Origin of the sequence: Pseudomonas koreensis (genome assembly GCF_025447595.1) — a bacterium.
In the GTDB taxonomy this organism is placed as follows: Bacteria; Pseudomonadota; Gammaproteobacteria; order Pseudomonadales; family Pseudomonadaceae; genus Aquipseudomonas; species Aquipseudomonas koreensis_H.
On record NZ_JAOEJU010000007.1, the window covers coordinates 93799 to 111548 of the forward strand.

Consider the following 17750-nt stretch of genomic DNA (forward strand, 5'->3'; position numbering starts at 1 on the left):
ACACGACATGGCCGTGCAGGATCTGCTGTCCCAGGATGAAATCGACGCGCTGTTGCATGGCGTCGACGATGGTCTGGTACAGACCGATAACGCTGCCGAACCCGGCAGTGTCAAAAGCTACGACCTGACCAGCCAGGATCGCATCGTCCGTGGACGCATGCCGACTCTGGAAATGATCAACGAGCGTTTTGCCCGCTACACCCGCATCAGCATGTTCAACATGCTGCGCCGTTCGGCTGACGTTGCCGTCGGTGGCGTGCAGGTGATGAAGTTCGGCGAATACGTTCACTCGCTGTACGTGCCGACCAGCCTCAACCTGGTCAAGATCAAACCCCTGCGCGGCACCGCGCTGTTCATCCTCGACGCCAAACTGGTGTTCAAACTGGTGGACAACTTCTTCGGCGGCGACGGCCGTCACGCCAAGATCGAAGGGCGTGAGTTCACCCCGACCGAACTGCGCGTGGTGCGCATGGTGCTGGAGCAGGCATTCGTCGATCTGAAAGAAGCCTGGCAAGCGATCATGGAAGTCAACTTCGAGTACATCAACTCGGAAGTGAACCCGGCCATGGCCAACATCGTCGGCCCGAGCGAAGCGATCGTGGTCTCCACGTTCCACATCGAACTCGACGGCGGTGGCGGCGACCTGCACGTGACCATGCCGTACTCGATGATCGAGCCGGTGCGCGAAATGCTCGACGCCGGTTTCCAGTCGGACCTCGACGACCAGGACGAGCGCTGGGTCAACGCCCTGCGCCAGGACGTGCTCGACGTCGACGTGCCGATCGGCGCTACCGTCGCTCGTCGTCAGTTGAAGCTGCGCGACATCCTGCACATGCAGCCGGGTGACGTGATCCCGGTGGAAATGCCGGAAGACATGATCATGCGCGCCAACGGCGTGCCGGCCTTCAAGGTCAAGATGGGCTCGCACAAAGGCAACCTGGCGTTGCAAGTGATCGAGCCAATCGAGCGCCGCTGAGGCGGCGCCCCAACTCTCTAATTTTTTTACCGGTTTTTTGCCCGCCGAGGACAAATGATGAACGACGATATGAACACCCAGGACGATCAGGCACTGGCCGATGAGTGGGCTGCGGCCCTGGAAGAAACCGGTGAAGCCGGACAGGCCGACATCGACGCGCTGCTGGCCGCCGACGCTGGCGTTTCGAGCTCCAACCGTCTGCCGATGGAAGAGTTTGGCAGCGTGCCGAAAAGCAACGAGCCAGTGTCGCTGGACGGTCCGAATCTGGACGTGATTCTCGACATTCCGGTGTCGATCTCGATGGAAGTGGGCAGCACCGACATCAACATTCGCAACCTGCTGCAACTCAACCAGGGTTCGGTGATCGAGCTCGATCGTCTGGCCGGCGAACCGCTGGACGTGCTGGTCAACGGCACCTTGATCGCTCACGGTGAAGTGGTTGTGGTCAACGAAAAGTTCGGCATCCGTCTGACTGACGTGATCAGCCCGAGCGAACGCATCAAGAAGCTGCGCTGAGTGAAAAAAGTACTGGGTGCTTTGTTCGGTCTGGCACTGGCGTTGCCGTTCAGCGTACTGGCGGCCGAGCCGGTGGCGACCACGGCAGCGGCGGCTGCGCCGGCCGTCAACAGCGGCGTGGCCGGACAGCTGACGCAACTGGTGCTGGGTTTGTTGCTCGTGCTGGGGTTGATCTTCTTCCTCGCCTGGCTGTTGCGCCGGGTGCAGCAGGCAGGTCCCGCCGGCAAGGGCCAGGTGATCGAGCTGATCGGTTCCCGCGCGCTTGGGCCGCGTGACCGTCTGATGCTGGTGCAGGTCGGCAACGAGCAGATCCTGCTCGGCCTCAGCCCGGGAACCATCACTGCACTGCACGTGCTCAAAGAACCGATTGAAGTTCCCGCCGCTGCCGAAAAGGCGACACCGGATTTTGCCCAGCATCTGTTGAAGGTGCTCGGCAAGGATCAGAAGGATAAGAAGTAATGGGTGCGTTGCGCATCGTCTTGACCCTGGCCTTGATGCTGGCCGCGCCGCTGGCATTTGCCGCCGATCCGTTGTCGATCCCGGCGATCACTCTGGGCACCAACGCCGAGGGCGCGCAGGAGTATTCGGTCAGCCTGCAGATCCTGCTGATCATGACGGCGCTGAGCTTCATTCCGGCCGCCGTCATTCTGATGACCAGTTTCACCCGGATCATCATCGTCTTCTCGATCCTGCGTCAGGCCCTGGGTCTGCAGCAGACCCCGTCGAACCAGATCCTCACCGGCATGGCGCTGTTTCTGACGCTGTTCATCATGGCGCCGGTGTTCGATCGGGTGAACAACGATGCCTTGCAGCCGTACCTCGCGGAAAAGCTGACGGCTCAGCAGGCGGTGGAAAAGGCTCAGGTGCCGATCAAGGACTTCATGCTCGCTCAGACCCGCTCCAGCGATCTGGAGCTGTTCATGCGCCTGTCCAAACGCACCGACATCGCGACGCCGGATCAGGCGCCGCTGACGATTCTGGTGCCGGCGTTCGTGACGTCTGAGCTGAAGACCGCGTTCCAGATCGGCTTCATGATCTTCATTCCGTTCCTGATCATCGACCTGGTGGTCGCAAGCGTGCTGATGGCGATGGGTATGATGATGCTGTCGCCGCTGATCATTTCCCTGCCGTTCAAAATCATGCTGTTCGTGCTGGTGGATGGCTGGGCACTGATCATCGGCACCCTGGCCAGCAGTTTCGGAGGTGTATCGCCATGACGCCAGAAGTAGCGGTCGACATCTTTCGCGAAGCCCTGTGGCTGACCACCATGATGGTGGCGATTCTGGTGGTCCCGAGCTTGCTGGTGGGGCTGCTGGTGTCGATGTTCCAGGCCGCCACGCAGATCAACGAACAGACCCTGAGCTTCCTGCCGCGTCTGCTGGTGATGCTGGTAACGCTGATCGTCGCCGGCCCGTGGCTGGTGCAGACGTTCATGGAATACATCACGCAGTTGTACAAAAACATTCCGATGGTCATCGGCTAAGCCATGCAATCGCTGCTTCAGTTGACCGATACCCAGATCAGCACCTGGGTGGCGTCGTTCATGCTGCCGATGTTTCGCGTCGCCTCGATGTTGATGGTGATGCCGGTCTTCGGAACCACGCTGGTGCCCCGGCGGATCCGTCTGTACTTCGCCTTCGCGATCACCGTGGTGATCACGCCCAACCTGCCGCCGATGCCGGCGGTCAGTCCGCTGGATCTCAGCGGTCTGCTGCTGATTGCCGAGCAGATTCTGGTCGGTGCGGTGCTGGGCTTTTCTCTGCAATTGTTCTTTCAGGCCTTTGTGGTGGCGGGGCAGATCGTCGCGATCCAGATGGGCATGGGCTTCGCGTCGATGATCGACCCTACCAACGGCGTATCGGTGGCGGTGATCGGGCAATTCTTCACTATGCTCGTGACCTTGCTGTTCCTGTCTATGAACGGGCACCTGGTGGTCTTTGAAGTGCTCACCGAAAGCTTCACCACGCTGCCGGTCGGCGGCGGGCTGATGACCACGCATTACTGGGAACTGGCCGGCAAACTCGGCTGGGTGCTGGGTGCTGCGTTGTTGCTGGTGCTGCCGGCGGTCACCGCGCTGCTGGTGGTCAACATCGCCTTTGGCGTGATGACCCGCGCTGCGCCACAGCTCAACATTTTCTCCATCGGCTTCCCGCTGACCCTCGTGCTCGGCCTGTTCATCGTCTGGGTCGGGATGGCGGACATTCTCAATCAGTATCAACCGCTGGCCACCGAGGCCTTGCAGTTTTTACGCGAACTGGCACAGGCGCGCTGAGTCATGGCAGAGAGCGAAAGCGGTCAGGACAAAACAGAAGACCCCACGGAGAAGCGCAAGAAGGACTCCCGGGAAAAGGGTGAGATTGCGCGCTCCAAGGAACTCAACACCCTGGCGATCATGCTCGCCGGTTCCGCTGCGCTGCTGATTTTTGGCGGCATGCTCGCAGAAGAACTGATGGATCTGATGCGCCAGAACTTCACGCTGTCGCGGGAAGTGATCATGGACGAGCGCTCCATGGCGACGTTCCTGATGAGTTCCGGATTGCAGGCTTTGCTGGCGATTCAGCCGATCATGATTACTCTGTTGCTGGCGGCCTTTCTCGGGCCGATCGCGCTGGGTGGCTGGCTGTTCGCCGCCGGTTCGCTGGCACCCAAGTTCAGCCGGATGAACCCGGCGGCGGGCCTCAAGCGGATGTTTTCGATGAAGGCCGTGATCGAGCTGCTCAAGGCGCTGGCCAAGTTCCTCATCACGCTGGGTGTGGCGCTGGTGGTGCTCAATTCGGACATCGATGACCTGCTGCGCATCGCCCATGAGCCGCTGGACCGCGCGATCATTCACAGCTTGCAGCTGGTGGGCTGGAGCTCGCTGTGGCTGGCGTGCGGGTTGATCATCATCGCCGCTGTCGACGTGCCCGTGCAGATCTGGGAAAGCATCAAGAAGCTCAAGATGACCAAGCAGGAAGTGCGCGACGAGCACAAGGACCAGGAAGGTCGGCCGGAGGTCAAGCAGCGCATTCGTCAGGTCCAGCGCGAGATGTCGCAACGGCGGATGATGGCAGCGATCCCGGATGCCGACGTGGTCATCACCAACCCGACCCACTACGCCGTGGCGCTCAAGTACGACTCGGAGAAGGGCGGGGCGCCGTTGCTGCTGGCCAAGGGCAGTGACTTCCTGGCACTGAAGATCCGCGAAATCGCCGTGGCCAACAATGTCATGCTCCTCGAATCGCCGGCGCTGGCGCGTTCGATCTATTACTCCACCGAGCTTGAGGAAGAAATCCCCGGTGGTCTGTATCTGGCGGTCGCCCAGGTACTGGCTTACGTCTACCAGATTCGCCAGCACCAGGCCGGCAAGGGCAAGCGCCCGGATCCGCTCAGTGATGACTTGCCGATCCCGCCGGATCTGCGGCGCGATTCCTGATGCTGATGAAGTAAAAAAAACCGCCTCCGGTTGAACCCGGTGGCGGTTTTTTTATGTCACAGATGATCTGTGGTGCTTGTGAGGCCGCTTTCGCGGGCAAGCCCGCTCCCACAGGTTTGGCGTCGCTCGGGAAATATGAGCACGCCACAAATCACTGTGGGAGCGAGCTTGCTCGCGAAGGCGTCAGCCGCCACGGCACATCTCTCAAGTCTTTACGCGGAAGTCTGCGACGGCGGTATTTCCAGATTATCCAGCACCCGATTCACTGCCAGTTCCCCGAGCATGATCAGTTGCGCAATGCCCACCAGCGTCCTGCGCTGTGAGGCGGGCATGAGGTGGGTGAAGTCATTGACGATGGTTCTGGCTGAAGCGAGGGTTTCGCAGGCATCGGCCAGCAGCTCTTCGTTTTTGAAGTCCGCGGTGACGGCATACATTCTACGGGTCTTGCGCGGTGGTGGCGTGGAGCCGGGCGGGCAGAGATAGTGATCGAGGGCGCGGTCGGCGGCTTCGTGAAGCTTTCTGGAATCGGCAGATTCGTAGGGCGAGGCGGGGTCGGTTTCGGGTGGATTGGGTGTGGGTTTGATCATGGTGAAGCTCCTTTGGGTGGAGCCGCCAAATCCAGTCGCTAAACAGGAAGGGTGGCGGCTGTACGCAGGTTAGCGAACCGGTCAAAGGCACCCGGTAGACCGCAAGGGTCTCCCGCATACAGCCACCATAACGAAATTGCAGACATACAGATCCGCAACGAAGCCTGGGACGCTGGTGCACCTTTAATTCGAACCGAGTCGCTAAACCCGATCGCTGATTCGTCAGCGACCGATCCACAATAGAATCCGACCCCAAGGCGCACAAGCCGGCGGATTCTGGCGTAGCTGTAGGCAATGGCGCAAGGATTCGTAGCCTGTAAGGCGTGTCTGAAGGTGTCTTTTAAACACCCGAGTTTAAAAGGCACTTTGTGCTGATTTCTCGGGCCTCTTCGCGAGCAAGCTCGCTCCCACAGGGAAATGCATTCCAAATGTGGGAGCGAGCTTGCTCGCGAAGGCGGCATCCCGGTCAGCAGAAAAACCTCGCTCAAACCCCTCTGTTTCAATCATCGGCAAAAGTTGGAAGGCTTCTTGCAGTAGCCGCGGTGCGCCTGCTTCGGGCGTCAAAAGTTTGCTTTAAAGGAACGGGGAAAACCGGTGGATCGCTCTCAGTTACTCAGCAGTGCACGCAGCAACCTGACAGACCTCAGTCGAGGCAATCTGGGTGTGCCGCTGTTGCTGCTGGTCATGTTGGCGATGATGATGTTGCCGGTGCCGCCGTTCCTGCTCGACGTGTTTTTCACGTTCAACATTGCCCTGTCGATCGTCGTGCTGCTGGTCTGCGTGTACGCCTTGCGGCCGCTGGATTTCGCGGTGTTCCCGACGATCCTGCTGGTGGCGACGCTGTTGCGACTGGCGCTGAACGTGGCGTCTACGCGAGTGGTCATGCTCCACGGTCAGGACGGCCACGCCGCTGCCGGTAAGGTGATCCAGGCCTTCGGTGAGGTGGTGATCGGCGGTAACTACGTGGTCGGTATCGTGGTCTTCGCGATCTTGATGATCATCAACTTCGTCGTGGTGACCAAGGGTGCGGGCCGGATTTCCGAGGTGAGCGCGCGTTTCACCCTCGATGCGATGCCCGGCAAGCAAATGGCGATCGACGCCGACCTCAACGCCGGTCTGATCGACCAGGCGCAGGCCAAGGCCCGTCGTCAGGAAGTGGCCCAGGAGGCAGAGTTCTACGGTTCGATGGACGGTGCCAGCAAATTCGTCCGTGGTGACGCCATCGCCGGCCTGTTGATTCTGTTCATCAACCTGATCGGCGGCATGGCCGTCGGTATCTTCCAGCACAACATGACCTTCGCCGACGCCGGCAAGGTTTACGCCTTGCTGACCATCGGTGACGGTTTAGTGGCGCAATTGCCATCACTGTTGTTATCTACAGCGGCAGCGATCATGGTGACCCGTGCTTCCGGCTCGGAAGACATGGGCAAGCAGATCAATCGCCAGATGTTCGCCTCGCCCAAAGCGCTGGCGGTGGCGGCCGGTCTGATGGCGGTCATGGGCCTGGTGCCGGGCATGCCGCACTTCTCGTTCTTGAGCATGGCCGCCCTGGCTGCCGGTGGCGCTTACCTGTTCTGGAAGAAGCAGAACGTGGCCAAGGTCGTCGCGCTGGAAGAGGTCAAGCGTCAACAGGAATTGCTGCCGTCGCCGGCCCGCGCCATGGAAACCAAGGAGCTGGGCTGGGACGACGTGACCCCGATCGACATGATCGGCCTGGAAGTCGGCTACCGCCTGATTCCGCTGGTGGACCGCAACCAGGGCGGGCAATTGCTGGCGCGGATCAAGGGCGTGCGCAAGAAGCTCTCGCAGGATCTGGGCTTCCTGATGCCGACCGTGCACATCCGCGACAACCTCGACCTGGCACCGAGCGCCTATCGCCTGACCCTGATGGGCGTGATCCTGGCCGAAGCCGAGATCTACCCGGATCGCGAACTGGCGATCAATCCGGGTCAGGTCTACGGCTCGCTCAATGGCATTACCGCCAAAGATCCGGCTTTCGGCCTGGAGGCGGTGTGGATCGAAGTCAGCCAGCGTGCCCAGGCGCAATCGCTCGGTTACACCGTGGTCGATGCCAGCACCGTGGTCGCGACTCACTTGAACCAGATTCTGTACAAGCACTCCAGCGAGCTGATCGGTCACGAAGAAGTGCAGCAATTGATGCAACTGCTGGCCAAGAGCTCGCCGAAACTGGCTGAAGAGCTGGTGCCGGGCGTGGTCACGCTGTCGCAGTTGCTCAAGGTGTTGCAGGCGTTGCTGGCCGAGCACGTGCCGGTGCGCGATATCCGCAGCATTGCAGAAGCCATCGCCAACAATGCCGCCAAGAGTCAAGATACCGCCGCTTTGGTGGCCGCTGTGCGGGTCGGCGTATCCCGCGCCATCGTCCAAAGCATTGTGGGGACTGAGTCGGAGCTGCCAGTTATCACGCTGGAGCCAAGGTTGGAACAAATATTGCTCAATAGTCTGCAGAAGGCAGGACAAGGCTCGGAAGAGGGCGTTCTGCTGGAGCCGAGCATGGCCGAGAAGCTGCAGCGTTCGCTGATCGAAGCGGCGCAGCGCCAGGAAATGCAAGGTCAGCCGGTGATCCTGTTGGTAGCAGGCCCGGTTCGCGCGATGCTCTCGCGCTTTGGTCGCCTGGCAGTTCCCGGACTGCATGTGCTGGCCTACCAGGAAATTCCGGACAACAAGCAAGTGACCATCGTTGCGACAGTAGGGCCCAACGGCTGAGGTAGTGGTTTATGCAAGTTAAGCGTTTTTTCGCCGCCGATATGCGTCAGGCCATGAAGCTGGTTCGTGATGAGCTGGGCGCTGATGCCGCCATCATTGGCAACCGCCGCATCGCCGGCGGCGTCGAGCTGACGGCGGCGCTCGATTACAAACTGTCGGCGCTGGCCCCGCGTGTTCCGAACATGGAACTCGAGGATGAGCTGCGCAAGACCCAGTCGCGCATCGTTACCGCACAGGCCGAGCTGAGCCTGCGTGGCGAAGCCGACGGCAACACCAATCGCCAGCTGTTCGCCGGGCTGCCGTTGACGGCCGGCCTGCCGCTGACCGCCGCCGAACCGCTGACCGAGCCGACCTACGAGGCTCCGGCCCGTCCAGCCCCGGCGCCTGCGCCGGCCGCCGCTGGCGTCGACCCGCGTGCGCTGGACTCGATGCGTTTCGAACTCAACAGCCTGCGCGAGCTGATGGAAGTTCAGCTAGGCACGCTGGCCTGGAACCAGCTGCAAGGCAGCCGCCCGGCACAGGCCAATCTGTATCGTCGTTTGCAACGTATCGGTCTGTCCGGCCCGTTGTCCCGTGATCTGCTGTCGATGATCACCGAGATCGACGAGCCGCGTCAGGCCTGGCGCATGCTGCTGGCGCACCTGGCACGGATGATTGCCGTGCCGGAAGTCGAACCTTTGGAAGAGGGCGGCGTGATTGCCATGGTCGGCCCGGCCGGCATGGGCAAGACCACCACGCTGGCCAAACTGGCCGCCCGCTACGTGCTCAAGTACGGCGCGCAGAACATCGCGCTGGTGAGCATGGACAGTTTCCGCATCGGCGCGCAGGAGCAGCTCAAGACCTTGGGCCGCATCCTCAATGTGTCGGTGACCCACGTCGATCCGGGCCAGTCCCTGGTGCAGGCGCTGGATCCACTGCTGCGCAAACGCGTGGTGCTGATCGATACCGCCGGCCTGCAGGCCAGCGATCCGGCCCTGCGCATGCAGCTGGAAAGTCTGGCCGGTCGTGGCATTCGGTCGAAAAATTATCTGGTGCTGGCAACCACCAGCCAGAAACAGGTTCTAACCGCCGCTTATCACAGTTACAAGCGTTGCGGGCTCGCCGGGTGCATCCTGACTAAACTGGATGAAACGGCCAGTCTGGGCGAAGTGTTGAGCCTGGCGATCAGTCACGAACTGCCGGTCGCCTACCTGACCGACGGCCCGCGGATTCCGGATGATCTGCATCTGCCGCGCCGTCATCAACTGGTCAGCCGTGCCGTCAGCGTGCAAATGCAGGAAGAACCCAGCGAAGAAGCCATGGCCGACATGTTCGCTGATATCTACCACAGTCCGACCAAGCAGGTTGGCTGAGGTAATGAACAGTTTTCGTACCTACATCGATGGTCTGCCACGCATTGTTCCGGTTGTGAACGCGCAGCCAGTAATGTGGCCTCCGTCTATGCAAGACAAGGTAAAGAAATAACATGGGCAGCATGCATCCCGTACAGGTGATCGCGGTGACCGGCGGCAAAGGTGGCGTCGGCAAGACTAACGTGTCAGTGAACTTGTCCCTGGCGCTGGCAGAGCTTGGCCGTCGGGTCATGCTGCTGGACGCCGACCTGGGGCTGGCGAACGTCGACGTTCTGCTGGGCCTCACTCCCAAACGTACGCTGGCGGACGTGATCGAAGGTCGCTGCGAGCTGCGCGATGTGCTGTTGCAAGGTCCCGGCGGAATTCGCATCGTGCCGGCTGCATCCGGCACCCAGAGCATGGTTCATCTGAGCCCGGCCCAGCATGCCGGTCTGATTCAGGCCTTCAGCGACATCGGCGACAATCTCGATGTGCTGGTGATCGACACCGCTGCGGGTATTGGTGACTCGGTAGTCAGTTTCGTTCGTGCGGCGCAGGAAGTGTTGCTGGTGGTGTGTGACGAGCCGACCTCGATCACCGACGCCTACGCGTTGATCAAATTGCTCAACCGCGATTACGGCATGAACCGCTTCCGCGTCCTGGCCAACATGGCCCAGAGCCCGCAAGAAGGTCGCAACCTGTTCGCCAAGTTGACCAAGGTCACGGATCGCTTCCTCGACGTCGCCTTACAATACGTCGGTGCGGTGCCCTACGACGAAAGCGTACGCAAAGCGGTGCAGAAGCAGCGAGCGGTCTATGAAGCCTTTCCGCGTTCCAAGTGCGCGTTGGCGTTCAAGGCGATCGCCCAGAAGGTCGACACCTGGCCGCTGCCCGCCAACCCGCGTGGCCACCTTGAGTTTTTCGTCGAGCGCCTCGTGCAGCAAACGGCAGGACCTGTGCTATGACCGCCAGCGGTATGAACCTTTACAAAAAGTCGGCGCGTGACGCGCAGTACGAGTTGATCGAGCGTTACGCGCCACTGGTCAAGCGCATCGCCTACCACTTGCTGGCACGGTTGCCGGCCAGTGTTCAGGTCGAAGACTTGATTCAGGCCGGCATGATCGGGCTGCTCGAAGTCTCGACCAAATACGACGCCAGCAAAGGCGCCAGTTTCGAAACGTACGCGGGCATCCGGATCCGCGGCGCGATGCTTGATGAAGTGCGCAAGGGGGACTGGGCACCGCGCTCGGTTCACCGCAACACCCGTATGGTCAGCGACGCGATTCGCGCAATTGAAGCTAAAACCGGCCGTGACGCTAAAGATCACGAGGTTGCGGCCGAACTCCAATTGAGTCTCGACGATTACTACGGGATTTTGAACGACACCCTGGGCAGCCGGCTGTTCAGTTTCGACGACCTGTTGCAGGACGGCGAACATGAAGGGCTGCACGAGGATGGCGCCAGTGCTCATCTTGAGCCGTCGCGCGATCTGGAAGACGAACGCTTCCAGGCAGCGCTGGCGGACGCGATTGCCAATTTGCCGGAGCGTGAGCGACTGGTGTTGGCGCTGTACTACGACGAAGAGCTGAACCTCAAGGAAATCGGTGAAGTCCTTGGCGTCAGTGAATCGCGGGTCAGCCAGTTACACAGCCAGTGCGCGGCCCGTTTGCGGGGGCGTTTGGGGGAGTGGCGAGCGCGCTGAAGGCAGTGTGGGGACACTGCGAACGAGGCTGGTGCGGTGGTGAACGGCACCGGTCTCGATCTGTTGTGCTCCAGACAGTCATCGAGTGCTTTGCCGGATTGATTGAAATGGCGCGTCCAGGTGCTGGGCGCGTTTAAGACTGCTTGGAGGTCGAATTGAACAAAGACATGAAAATCCTCATCGTTGATGACTTCTCAACGATGCGGCGGATCATCAAGAACCTGTTGCGTGATCTCGGGTTCACCAACACCGTTGAAGCCGACGATGGCACCACCGCCATTCCGGTGCTCAACAGCGGCAGCATCGACTTTCTGGTGACGGACTGGAACATGCCCGGCATGACCGGTATCGACCTGCTGCGCCATGTGCGCGCCGATGAAAAACTCAAGCACCTGCCGGTGCTGATGGTGACCGCTGAAGCCAAGCGCGAGCAGATCATCGAAGCGGCCCAGGCCGGCGTGAACGGCTACGTGGTCAAACCTTTCACGGCCCAGGCGTTGAAAGAAAAAATCGAGAAGATTTTCGAACGCATCGGCTGATGACGCGCGGGGGAGCTATGGAGCACAACGAATCTTCACAGGGCGATTTTGAGTCGACCCTGAAAAAACACGCGGTCGAACTGGTCGAGAGCCTTGAAAAGGGCAAGTTCGGCGAAGCCGTGCAACTGATCCATGAGCTCAATCAGACCCGTGACCGTGGCCTGTACCAGGAAGTGGGCAAGCTCACGCGTGAATTGCACAGTGCGATCGTCAATTTCCAGATCGATCCGCACATGCCACAAGCCGAGGAAGTGTCGCAGATCACTGATGCGACCGAACGCTTGGGCTACGTGGTCAAACTGACCGAAAACGCAGCCAACCGCACCATGGATCTGGTGGAAAGCGCTACCCCCGTGGTCAATGGCCTGGCTGACGAAGCCCAGGCATTGAGCGCCGATTGGGGCCGTTTCATGCGCCGTGAGGTCGGGGCTGAAGAGTTCCGTGAACTGGCGCGTCGGGTCGACGGTTTTCTGTCACGCAGCAGCGCGGATAACCGGGCGGTGTCGAGCAATCTGAACGACATTCTGCTTGCCCAGGATTACCAGGACCTCACCGGCCAGGTGATCAAGCGCGTGACCCAATTGGTCACCGAAGTCGAAAGCAACCTGCTCAAACTCGTGCTCATGGCCAGCCAGGTGGACCGCTTTGCGGGCATCGAACATGACCGTGCGGCGATGCTTGCTGAAAAAGATCCACAAAAACATCTCTCGCAGGGTGAAGGTCCGCAGATTCATGCCGATAAACGAGAAGACGTTGTGTCCGGTCAGGACGATGTGGACGATTTGCTATCCAGCCTTGGATTTTGAGTTTTTTTGGGTTTTTAGACCTGTAGGAGCACCCCATTAATGAGCTTCGGCGCCGATGAAGAGATCCTTCAGGATTTCCTGGTTGAGGCCGGCGAGATTCTTGAGCAACTGTCCGAACAACTGGTCGAGCTGGAAAGCCGCCCGGATGACGCAGATCTGCTCAATGCAATTTTTCGCGGTTTCCACACTGTAAAAGGGGGCGCCGGCTTCCTTCAGCTCAACGAGCTGGTGGAGTGCTGTCACATCGCCGAAAACGTGTTCGACATCCTGCGCAAGGGTGAGCGTCGCGTAGATGCAGAACTGATGGACGTGGTGCTTGAAGCGCTGGACGCGGTGAACAGCATGTTCGGCGAAGTCCGCGATCGCAGCCCGATCACTGCGGCTACCCCGGAACTGTTGGCCGCTCTGTCGCGCCTGGCCGAACCGCAGTCGGCCGATGAGGTTGCGGCTTCCCCCGTTGCCGAGATGATCGAAGAACTGGTCGTCGAAGGCGATTCGGGCGACATCACCGATAACGAATTTGAGCAGTTGCTGGACTCGCTGAACGCCGTCAAGGCCGAAGCCGAAGCCCCGGCGGCTGCCGCTGCGCCTGCTTCCGATGAAGCAGCCAGCGATGAAATCACCGACGCCGAGTTCGAGTCGCTGCTCGACCAGTTGCATGGCAAGGGCCAGTTCGCGGCCGACGCCGTGGCACCCGCGGCTGCAGCTCCGGCGGCTCCTGCGGCGGGCGACAGCTCGGACATCACCGACGACGAATTCGAAGCCTTGCTCGATCAGTTGCACGGCAAGGGCAACTTTGCCGTCGATGCGCTGGAGTCGGCGATTGCTTCCGTTCCTGCGACGGCTGCTCCGGCAGCGGCTGCGGCCGGTAGCGATCTGATCACCGACCACGAGTTCGAATCGCTGCTCGACGATCTGCATGGCAAAGGCAAGTTCACTGACGTCGCCACCGGTGCCGTCGTGACTGCCGGCACTGCTTCGGCTGTTGCGGCGCCTGCCGCCAAGGCCCCGGCGGCTGCGGCAAAACCTGCTGCAAAAGCGCCTGAGCCGAAAGCCGAACCGGCCAAACCGGCTGCCGCTGCTGCACCGGCTCCGGCCCGTGCACCGGCGACTCCGCCACCGGAAAAACCGGCGAGCGAAGCCGAAACCACCGTTCGCGTCGATACCGCGCGTCTCGACGAGATCATGAACATGGTCGGCGAACTGGTGCTGGTGCGTAACCGTCTGGTGCGCCTGGGCCTGAACAGCGGCGACGAAGCCATGCAAAAGGCTGTGTCGAACCTCGACGTCGTCACCGCCGACTTGCAGACCTCGGTGATGAAGACCCGGATGCAGCCGATCAAGAAAGTTTTCGGCCGCTTCCCGCGTCTGGTTCGCGACCTCGCGCGTCAGCTCAAGAAAGAGATCAACCTGGAACTGGTGGGCGAAGAGACCGACCTCGACAAGAACCTCGTCGAGGCACTGGCCGACCCGCTGGTCCACTTGGTACGCAACGCGGTCGACCACGGCATCGAGTCGCCGGAAGAACGCGAAGCGTCGGGCAAGGCTCGTGGCGGCAAGGTGATCCTGGCCGCCGAGCAGGAAGGCGACCACATCCTGCTGTCGATCTCCGACGACGGCAAGGGCATGGACCCGAACGTCCTGCGCGCCATCGCCGTGAAACGCGGTGTGATGGACAAGGATGCCGCCGATCGCCTGAGCGACACCGAGTGCTACAACCTGATTTTCGCTCCGGGTTTCTCGACCAAGACCGAGATCTCCGACGTGTCCGGCCGCGGTGTCGGCATGGACGTGGTAAAGACCAAGATTTCCCAGCTCAACGGTTCGATCAACATCTACTCGACCAAGGGCCAGGGCTCGAAGATCGTCATCAAGGTGCCGCTGACGCTGGCGATCATGCCGACGCTGATGGTGATGCTCGGCAATCAGGCGTTCGCGTTCCCGCTGGTGAACGTCAACGAAATCTTCCACCTCGACCTGTCGACCACCAACGTGGTGGATGGCCAGGAAGTGGTGATCGTGCGGGACAAGGCGCTGCCATTGTTCTACCTCAAGCGCTGGCTGGTCAGCTCCGCCGCTCACGAAGAGCAGCGCGAAGGCCATGTGGTGATCCTTTCGGTGGGCACCCAGCGGATCGGCTTCGTCGTCGATCAACTGGTCGGCCAGGAAGAAGTGGTCATCAAGCCATTGGGCAAGATGCTCCAGGGAACTCCGGGCATGTCCGGCGCCACCATCACCGGTGACGGCCGCATTGCACTGATTCTCGATGTTCCGAGCATGCTCAAGCGTTACGCCGCACGGCGTATTTGAATCCGGGGCGGCGGGGCGACAACGTTCCGCCGCACCTAATGGAGTGTTTATGGCAGTCAAAGTCCTGGTGGTGGACGATTCGGGTTTTTTCCGCCGCCGCGTCTCGGAAATTCTTTCAGCGGATCCGAGCATCCAGGTTGTCGGCACGGCAACCAACGGTAAAGAGGCGATCGATCAGGCCCTGGCCCTCAAGCCGGACGTGATCACCATGGACTACGAGATGCCGATGATGGATGGCATCACGGCCGTGCGGCACATCATGCAGCGCTGCCCGACCCCGGTGTTGATGTTCTCCTCGCTGACGCACGAAGGCGCCCGGGTCACTCTGGATGCGCTGGATGCCGGCGCGGTGGATTTCCTGCCGAAGAATTTCGAAGACATCTCCCGCAATCCGGAGAAGGTCAAGCAACTGCTGTGCGAAAAGGTTCACAGCATCTCGCGCAGCAACCGTCGTTTCAGTGCCTACAGTGCGCCGGCGCCTGCCGCTGCACCTGCGCCTGCGTCGACTCCTGCGCCGGCGCCGTCGAGTTTTGGCAGCCACAGTGCTCCGGTCCGTCCGGCACCTGCGCCTGCTCCGACTCGCGCGCCAGCGGCCAGCGCTTCGTCGCCGGCCCCGAAACGCAAAAACTACAAGCTCGTCGCGATTGGTACGTCGACCGGCGGCCCGGTAGCCCTGCAACGGGTCCTGACCCAGTTGCCGGCCAGCTTCCCGGCGCCGATCGTGCTGATCCAGCACATGCCGGCGGCCTTCACCAAGGCCTTCGCCGAGCGTCTGGACAAGCTGTGCCGCATCAGCGTCAAGGAAGCCGAGGATGGCGACATCCTGCGTCCGGGCCTGGCGCTGCTGGCACCGGGTGGCAAGCAGATGATGATCGATGGCCGTGGCGCGGTGAAAATCCTGCCGGGCGACGAGCGTCTGAACTACAAGCCGTGCGTGGACATCACCTTCGGTTCTGCAGCCAAGTCCTACAGCGACAAAGTTCTGGCGGTCGTACTGACCGGCATGGGCGCCGACGGCCGCGAAGGTGCGCGCCTGCTCAAGCAGGGCGGCAGCACGGTCTGGGCTCAGGACGAAGCCAGTTGCGTGATCTACGGCATGCCAATGGCCATCGTCAAAGCTGACCTCGCCGATGCGGTGTACAGCCTGGACGATATCGGCAAGCACCTGGTCGAGGCGTGCGTCTGATGGATGTTCTAAGCCTTATCGGGATCATCATGGCGTTCGTCGCCATCATCGGCGGCAACTACCTTGAAGGCGGTCACCTCGGCGCACTGGCCAACGGCCCGGCGGCGCTGATCGTGCTCGGTGGCACCATCGGTGCCGCGCTGCTGCAATCGCCGATGAGCGCGTTCAAGCGCGCCATGCAGATTCTGGCTTGGATCTTTTTCCCGCCGCGTGTGGACCTGGCCGGCGGCATCGACCGCGTGGTCAACTGGAGCCTCACCGCACGCAAGGAAGGCCTGCTGGGTCTGGAAGGCGTGGCGGATGCCGAGCCTGATGCCTACTCGCGCAAGGGGCTGCAACTGCTGGTCGACGGCGCCGAGCCAGAAGCGATCCGCAGCATCCTCGAGGTGGATTTCTACACTCAGGAGGCCCGCGACATCGAGGCCGCCAAAGTGTTTGAAAGCATGGGCGGCTATGCGCCGACCATCGGCATCATCGGTGCGGTGATGGGCCTGATCCACGTGATGGGCAACCTGGCCGATCCGTCGCAACTGGGCAACGGGATCGCGGTCGCGTTCGTCGCCACTATCTACGGTGTGGCCAGTGCCAACCTGGTGTTGCTGCCGGTTGCCGCCAAGCTCAAGTCAATTGCATTGCGGCAGTCGCGTTATCGCGAAATGTTGTTGGAAGGTATTTTGTCGATCGCTGAAGGTGAAAACCCACGCTCCATCGAGTTGAAGCTTCAGGGCTTCATGGATTAAGGGACTAACCTCATGGCACGTCGTCGCCAGCATGAAGAGCACGTAAACCATGAACGTTGGCTGGTTTCCTACGCCGACTTCATCACCTTGCTCTTTGCCTTTTTCGTGGTGATGTACTCCATCTCGTCGATCAACGAAGGCAAGTACAAGATCATTTCCGAAGCGCTGATCGGGGTCTTCACCGACTCCGACCGTGCGCTCAAGCCGATCCCGATCGGTGAAGAACGACCCAAGACCGTGACCCCGGCCAAGCCGCTGGTCAAGGATGCCGAACAGGTCGACGCCGGCATCGCCGGGGCCAGCGATCCGCTGAAAAGCATCGCCGATGACATCAGTGCCGCGTTCGGCGACCTGATCTCCTCGAACCAGATGACCGTGCGCGGCAACGAACTGTGGGTCGAGATCGAACTCAACTCCAGCCTGTTGTTCGGCAGCGGTGATGCGATGCCGAGCGACATCGCGTTCAACATCATCGACAAGGTCGCGGCGATCCTCAAACCGTTCGACAACCCGATCCACGTCGAAGGCTTCACCGACGATCAACCGATCCGTACCGCGCAGTACCCGACCAACTGGGAACTGTCTTCGGCGCGTTCGGCCAGCATCGTACGGATGCTGGCGATGCAGGGTGTGAACCCCGGTCGTCTGGCTTCGGTGGGCTACGGCGAGTTTCAGCCGGTGGCCAACAACGCCACTGCCGAAGGCCGGGCGAAGAACCGTCGTGTAGTGCTGGTGGTGTCGCGCAATCTCGATGTGCGCCGCAGCCTGACCGGCACCGGAACCGCCAATGCAACACCGGACGCCGCACTGAAGCGTGCTGGCACACAAACTGCACCGACCCCGGTCAAGACGCCGGGACGCGAGAGTGCCGTCAATTCTCCGTCGCCCGCATTAATACGCTGAACCATGTCTTGGCCG

At 61.0% G+C, this 17750-nt stretch carries 18 protein-coding genes; 17 read left to right on the forward strand and 1 reads right to left on the reverse strand.

Annotated features, from left to right (window positions below; all coding sequences use genetic code 11):
• The first annotated feature begins 7 nt into the window (after positions 1-7).
• The 7 genes from fliM to flhB are packed head-to-tail and all read left to right on the forward strand — an operon-like array spanning position 8 to position 4907.
• Positions 8-976 carry a flagellar motor switch protein FliM gene (fliM, locus tag N8H71_RS11635; RefSeq protein ID WP_003222890.1) on the forward strand — a complete coding sequence of 323 codons (969 nt, stop codon included), beginning with the start codon at positions 8-10 and terminating at the stop codon, positions 974-976.
• Positions 977-1033: 57 nt separating this feature from the next.
• Complete coding sequence (gene fliN, locus N8H71_RS11640; RefSeq protein WP_431768309.1) at positions 1034-1492, forward strand: flagellar motor switch protein FliN; 459 nt, start codon at positions 1034-1036, stop codon at positions 1490-1492.
• Positions 1493-1951, forward strand: a complete 459-nt coding sequence (gene fliO / locus N8H71_RS11645; protein ID WP_262194101.1) for a flagellar biosynthetic protein FliO — start codon at positions 1493-1495, stop codon at positions 1949-1951.
• Positions 1951-2709, forward strand: coding sequence for a flagellar type III secretion system pore protein FliP (gene fliP / locus N8H71_RS11650; RefSeq protein ID WP_007951950.1), 759 nt, complete (start codon positions 1951-1953; stop codon positions 2707-2709). The genes fliO and fliP overlap by 1 nt, the downstream gene beginning before the upstream one ends.
• Entirely contained in the window at positions 2706-2975 is a 270-nt protein-coding gene (gene fliQ / locus N8H71_RS11655; protein ID WP_007951951.1) for a flagellar biosynthesis protein FliQ, read from the forward strand. The genes fliP and fliQ overlap by 4 nt, the downstream gene beginning before the upstream one ends.
• A 3-nt stretch (positions 2976-2978) precedes the next feature.
• Complete coding sequence (gene fliR / locus N8H71_RS11660) at positions 2979-3764, forward strand: flagellar biosynthetic protein FliR (protein WP_262194102.1); 786 nt, start codon at positions 2979-2981, stop codon at positions 3762-3764.
• 3 nt (positions 3765-3767) lie between these two features.
• On the forward strand, positions 3768-4907 hold the full coding sequence (gene flhB, locus N8H71_RS11665) for a flagellar biosynthesis protein FlhB (protein WP_262194103.1): 1140 nt from the start codon (positions 3768-3770) through the stop codon (positions 4905-4907).
• 212 nt (positions 4908-5119) lie between these two features.
• Here the strand turns inward: flhB and N8H71_RS11670 are convergent, their stop codons facing one another.
• Positions 5120-5494 (reverse strand): DUF6124 family protein, encoded by a 375-nt coding sequence (locus N8H71_RS11670; protein WP_207985423.1) that lies wholly within the window; start codon positions 5492-5494, stop codon positions 5120-5122.
• Positions 5495-6088: 594 nt separating this feature from the next.
• Between N8H71_RS11670 and flhA the strand changes: the two genes are divergently transcribed.
• The 10 genes from flhA (at position 6089) to motD (ending at position 17735) form a co-directional block, all read left to right on the forward strand.
• The gene (gene flhA / locus N8H71_RS11675; RefSeq protein WP_262194105.1) at positions 6089-8218 is read left to right on the forward strand and encodes a flagellar biosynthesis protein FlhA; all 2130 of its coding nucleotides are present in this window, start codon (positions 6089-6091) and stop codon (positions 8216-8218) included.
• Between the two features lie 11 nt (positions 8219-8229).
• On the forward strand, positions 8230-9570 hold the full coding sequence (flhF, locus tag N8H71_RS11680; protein ID WP_064594406.1) for a flagellar biosynthesis protein FlhF: 1341 nt from the start codon (positions 8230-8232) through the stop codon (positions 9568-9570).
• A 113-nt stretch (positions 9571-9683) separates the two neighbouring features.
• Positions 9684-10514 carry a flagellar synthesis regulator FleN gene (gene fleN / locus N8H71_RS11685; protein WP_003222917.1) on the forward strand — a complete coding sequence of 277 codons (831 nt, stop codon included), beginning with the start codon at positions 9684-9686 and terminating at the stop codon, positions 10512-10514.
• Positions 10511-11251 carry an RNA polymerase sigma factor FliA gene (fliA, locus tag N8H71_RS11690; protein WP_085682981.1) on the forward strand — a complete coding sequence of 247 codons (741 nt, stop codon included), beginning with the start codon at positions 10511-10513 and terminating at the stop codon, positions 11249-11251. Before fleN ends, fliA begins: the two co-directional genes overlap by 4 nt.
• 167 nt (positions 11252-11418) lie before the next feature.
• On the forward strand, positions 11419-11790 hold the full coding sequence (locus tag N8H71_RS11695) for a chemotaxis response regulator CheY (protein WP_003183998.1): 372 nt from the start codon (positions 11419-11421) through the stop codon (positions 11788-11790).
• A gap of 17 nt (positions 11791-11807) precedes the next feature.
• Positions 11808-12596: a protein phosphatase CheZ gene (locus N8H71_RS11700; protein WP_262194106.1), complete on the forward strand. Its 789-nt coding sequence runs from the start codon at positions 11808-11810 to the stop codon at positions 12594-12596.
• A 39-nt stretch (positions 12597-12635) separates the two neighbouring features.
• On the forward strand, positions 12636-14906 hold the full coding sequence (locus N8H71_RS11705) for a chemotaxis protein CheA (protein ID WP_262194107.1): 2271 nt from the start codon (positions 12636-12638) through the stop codon (positions 14904-14906).
• Between the two features lie 49 nt (positions 14907-14955).
• Positions 14956-16092 (forward strand): protein-glutamate methylesterase/protein-glutamine glutaminase, encoded by a 1137-nt coding sequence (locus tag N8H71_RS11710; protein WP_262194108.1) that lies wholly within the window; start codon positions 14956-14958, stop codon positions 16090-16092.
• Entirely contained in the window at positions 16092-16832 is a 741-nt protein-coding gene (locus tag N8H71_RS11715; protein ID WP_085683348.1) for a flagellar motor protein, read from the forward strand. The genes N8H71_RS11710 and N8H71_RS11715 overlap by 1 nt, the downstream gene beginning before the upstream one ends.
• A 12-nt stretch (positions 16833-16844) precedes the next feature.
• A complete protein-coding gene (gene motD / locus N8H71_RS11720; RefSeq protein ID WP_085682977.1) occupies positions 16845-17735 on the forward strand; it encodes a flagellar motor protein MotD in 891 nt (296 codons plus the stop codon).
• Positions 17736-17750: the final 15 nt, after the last annotated feature.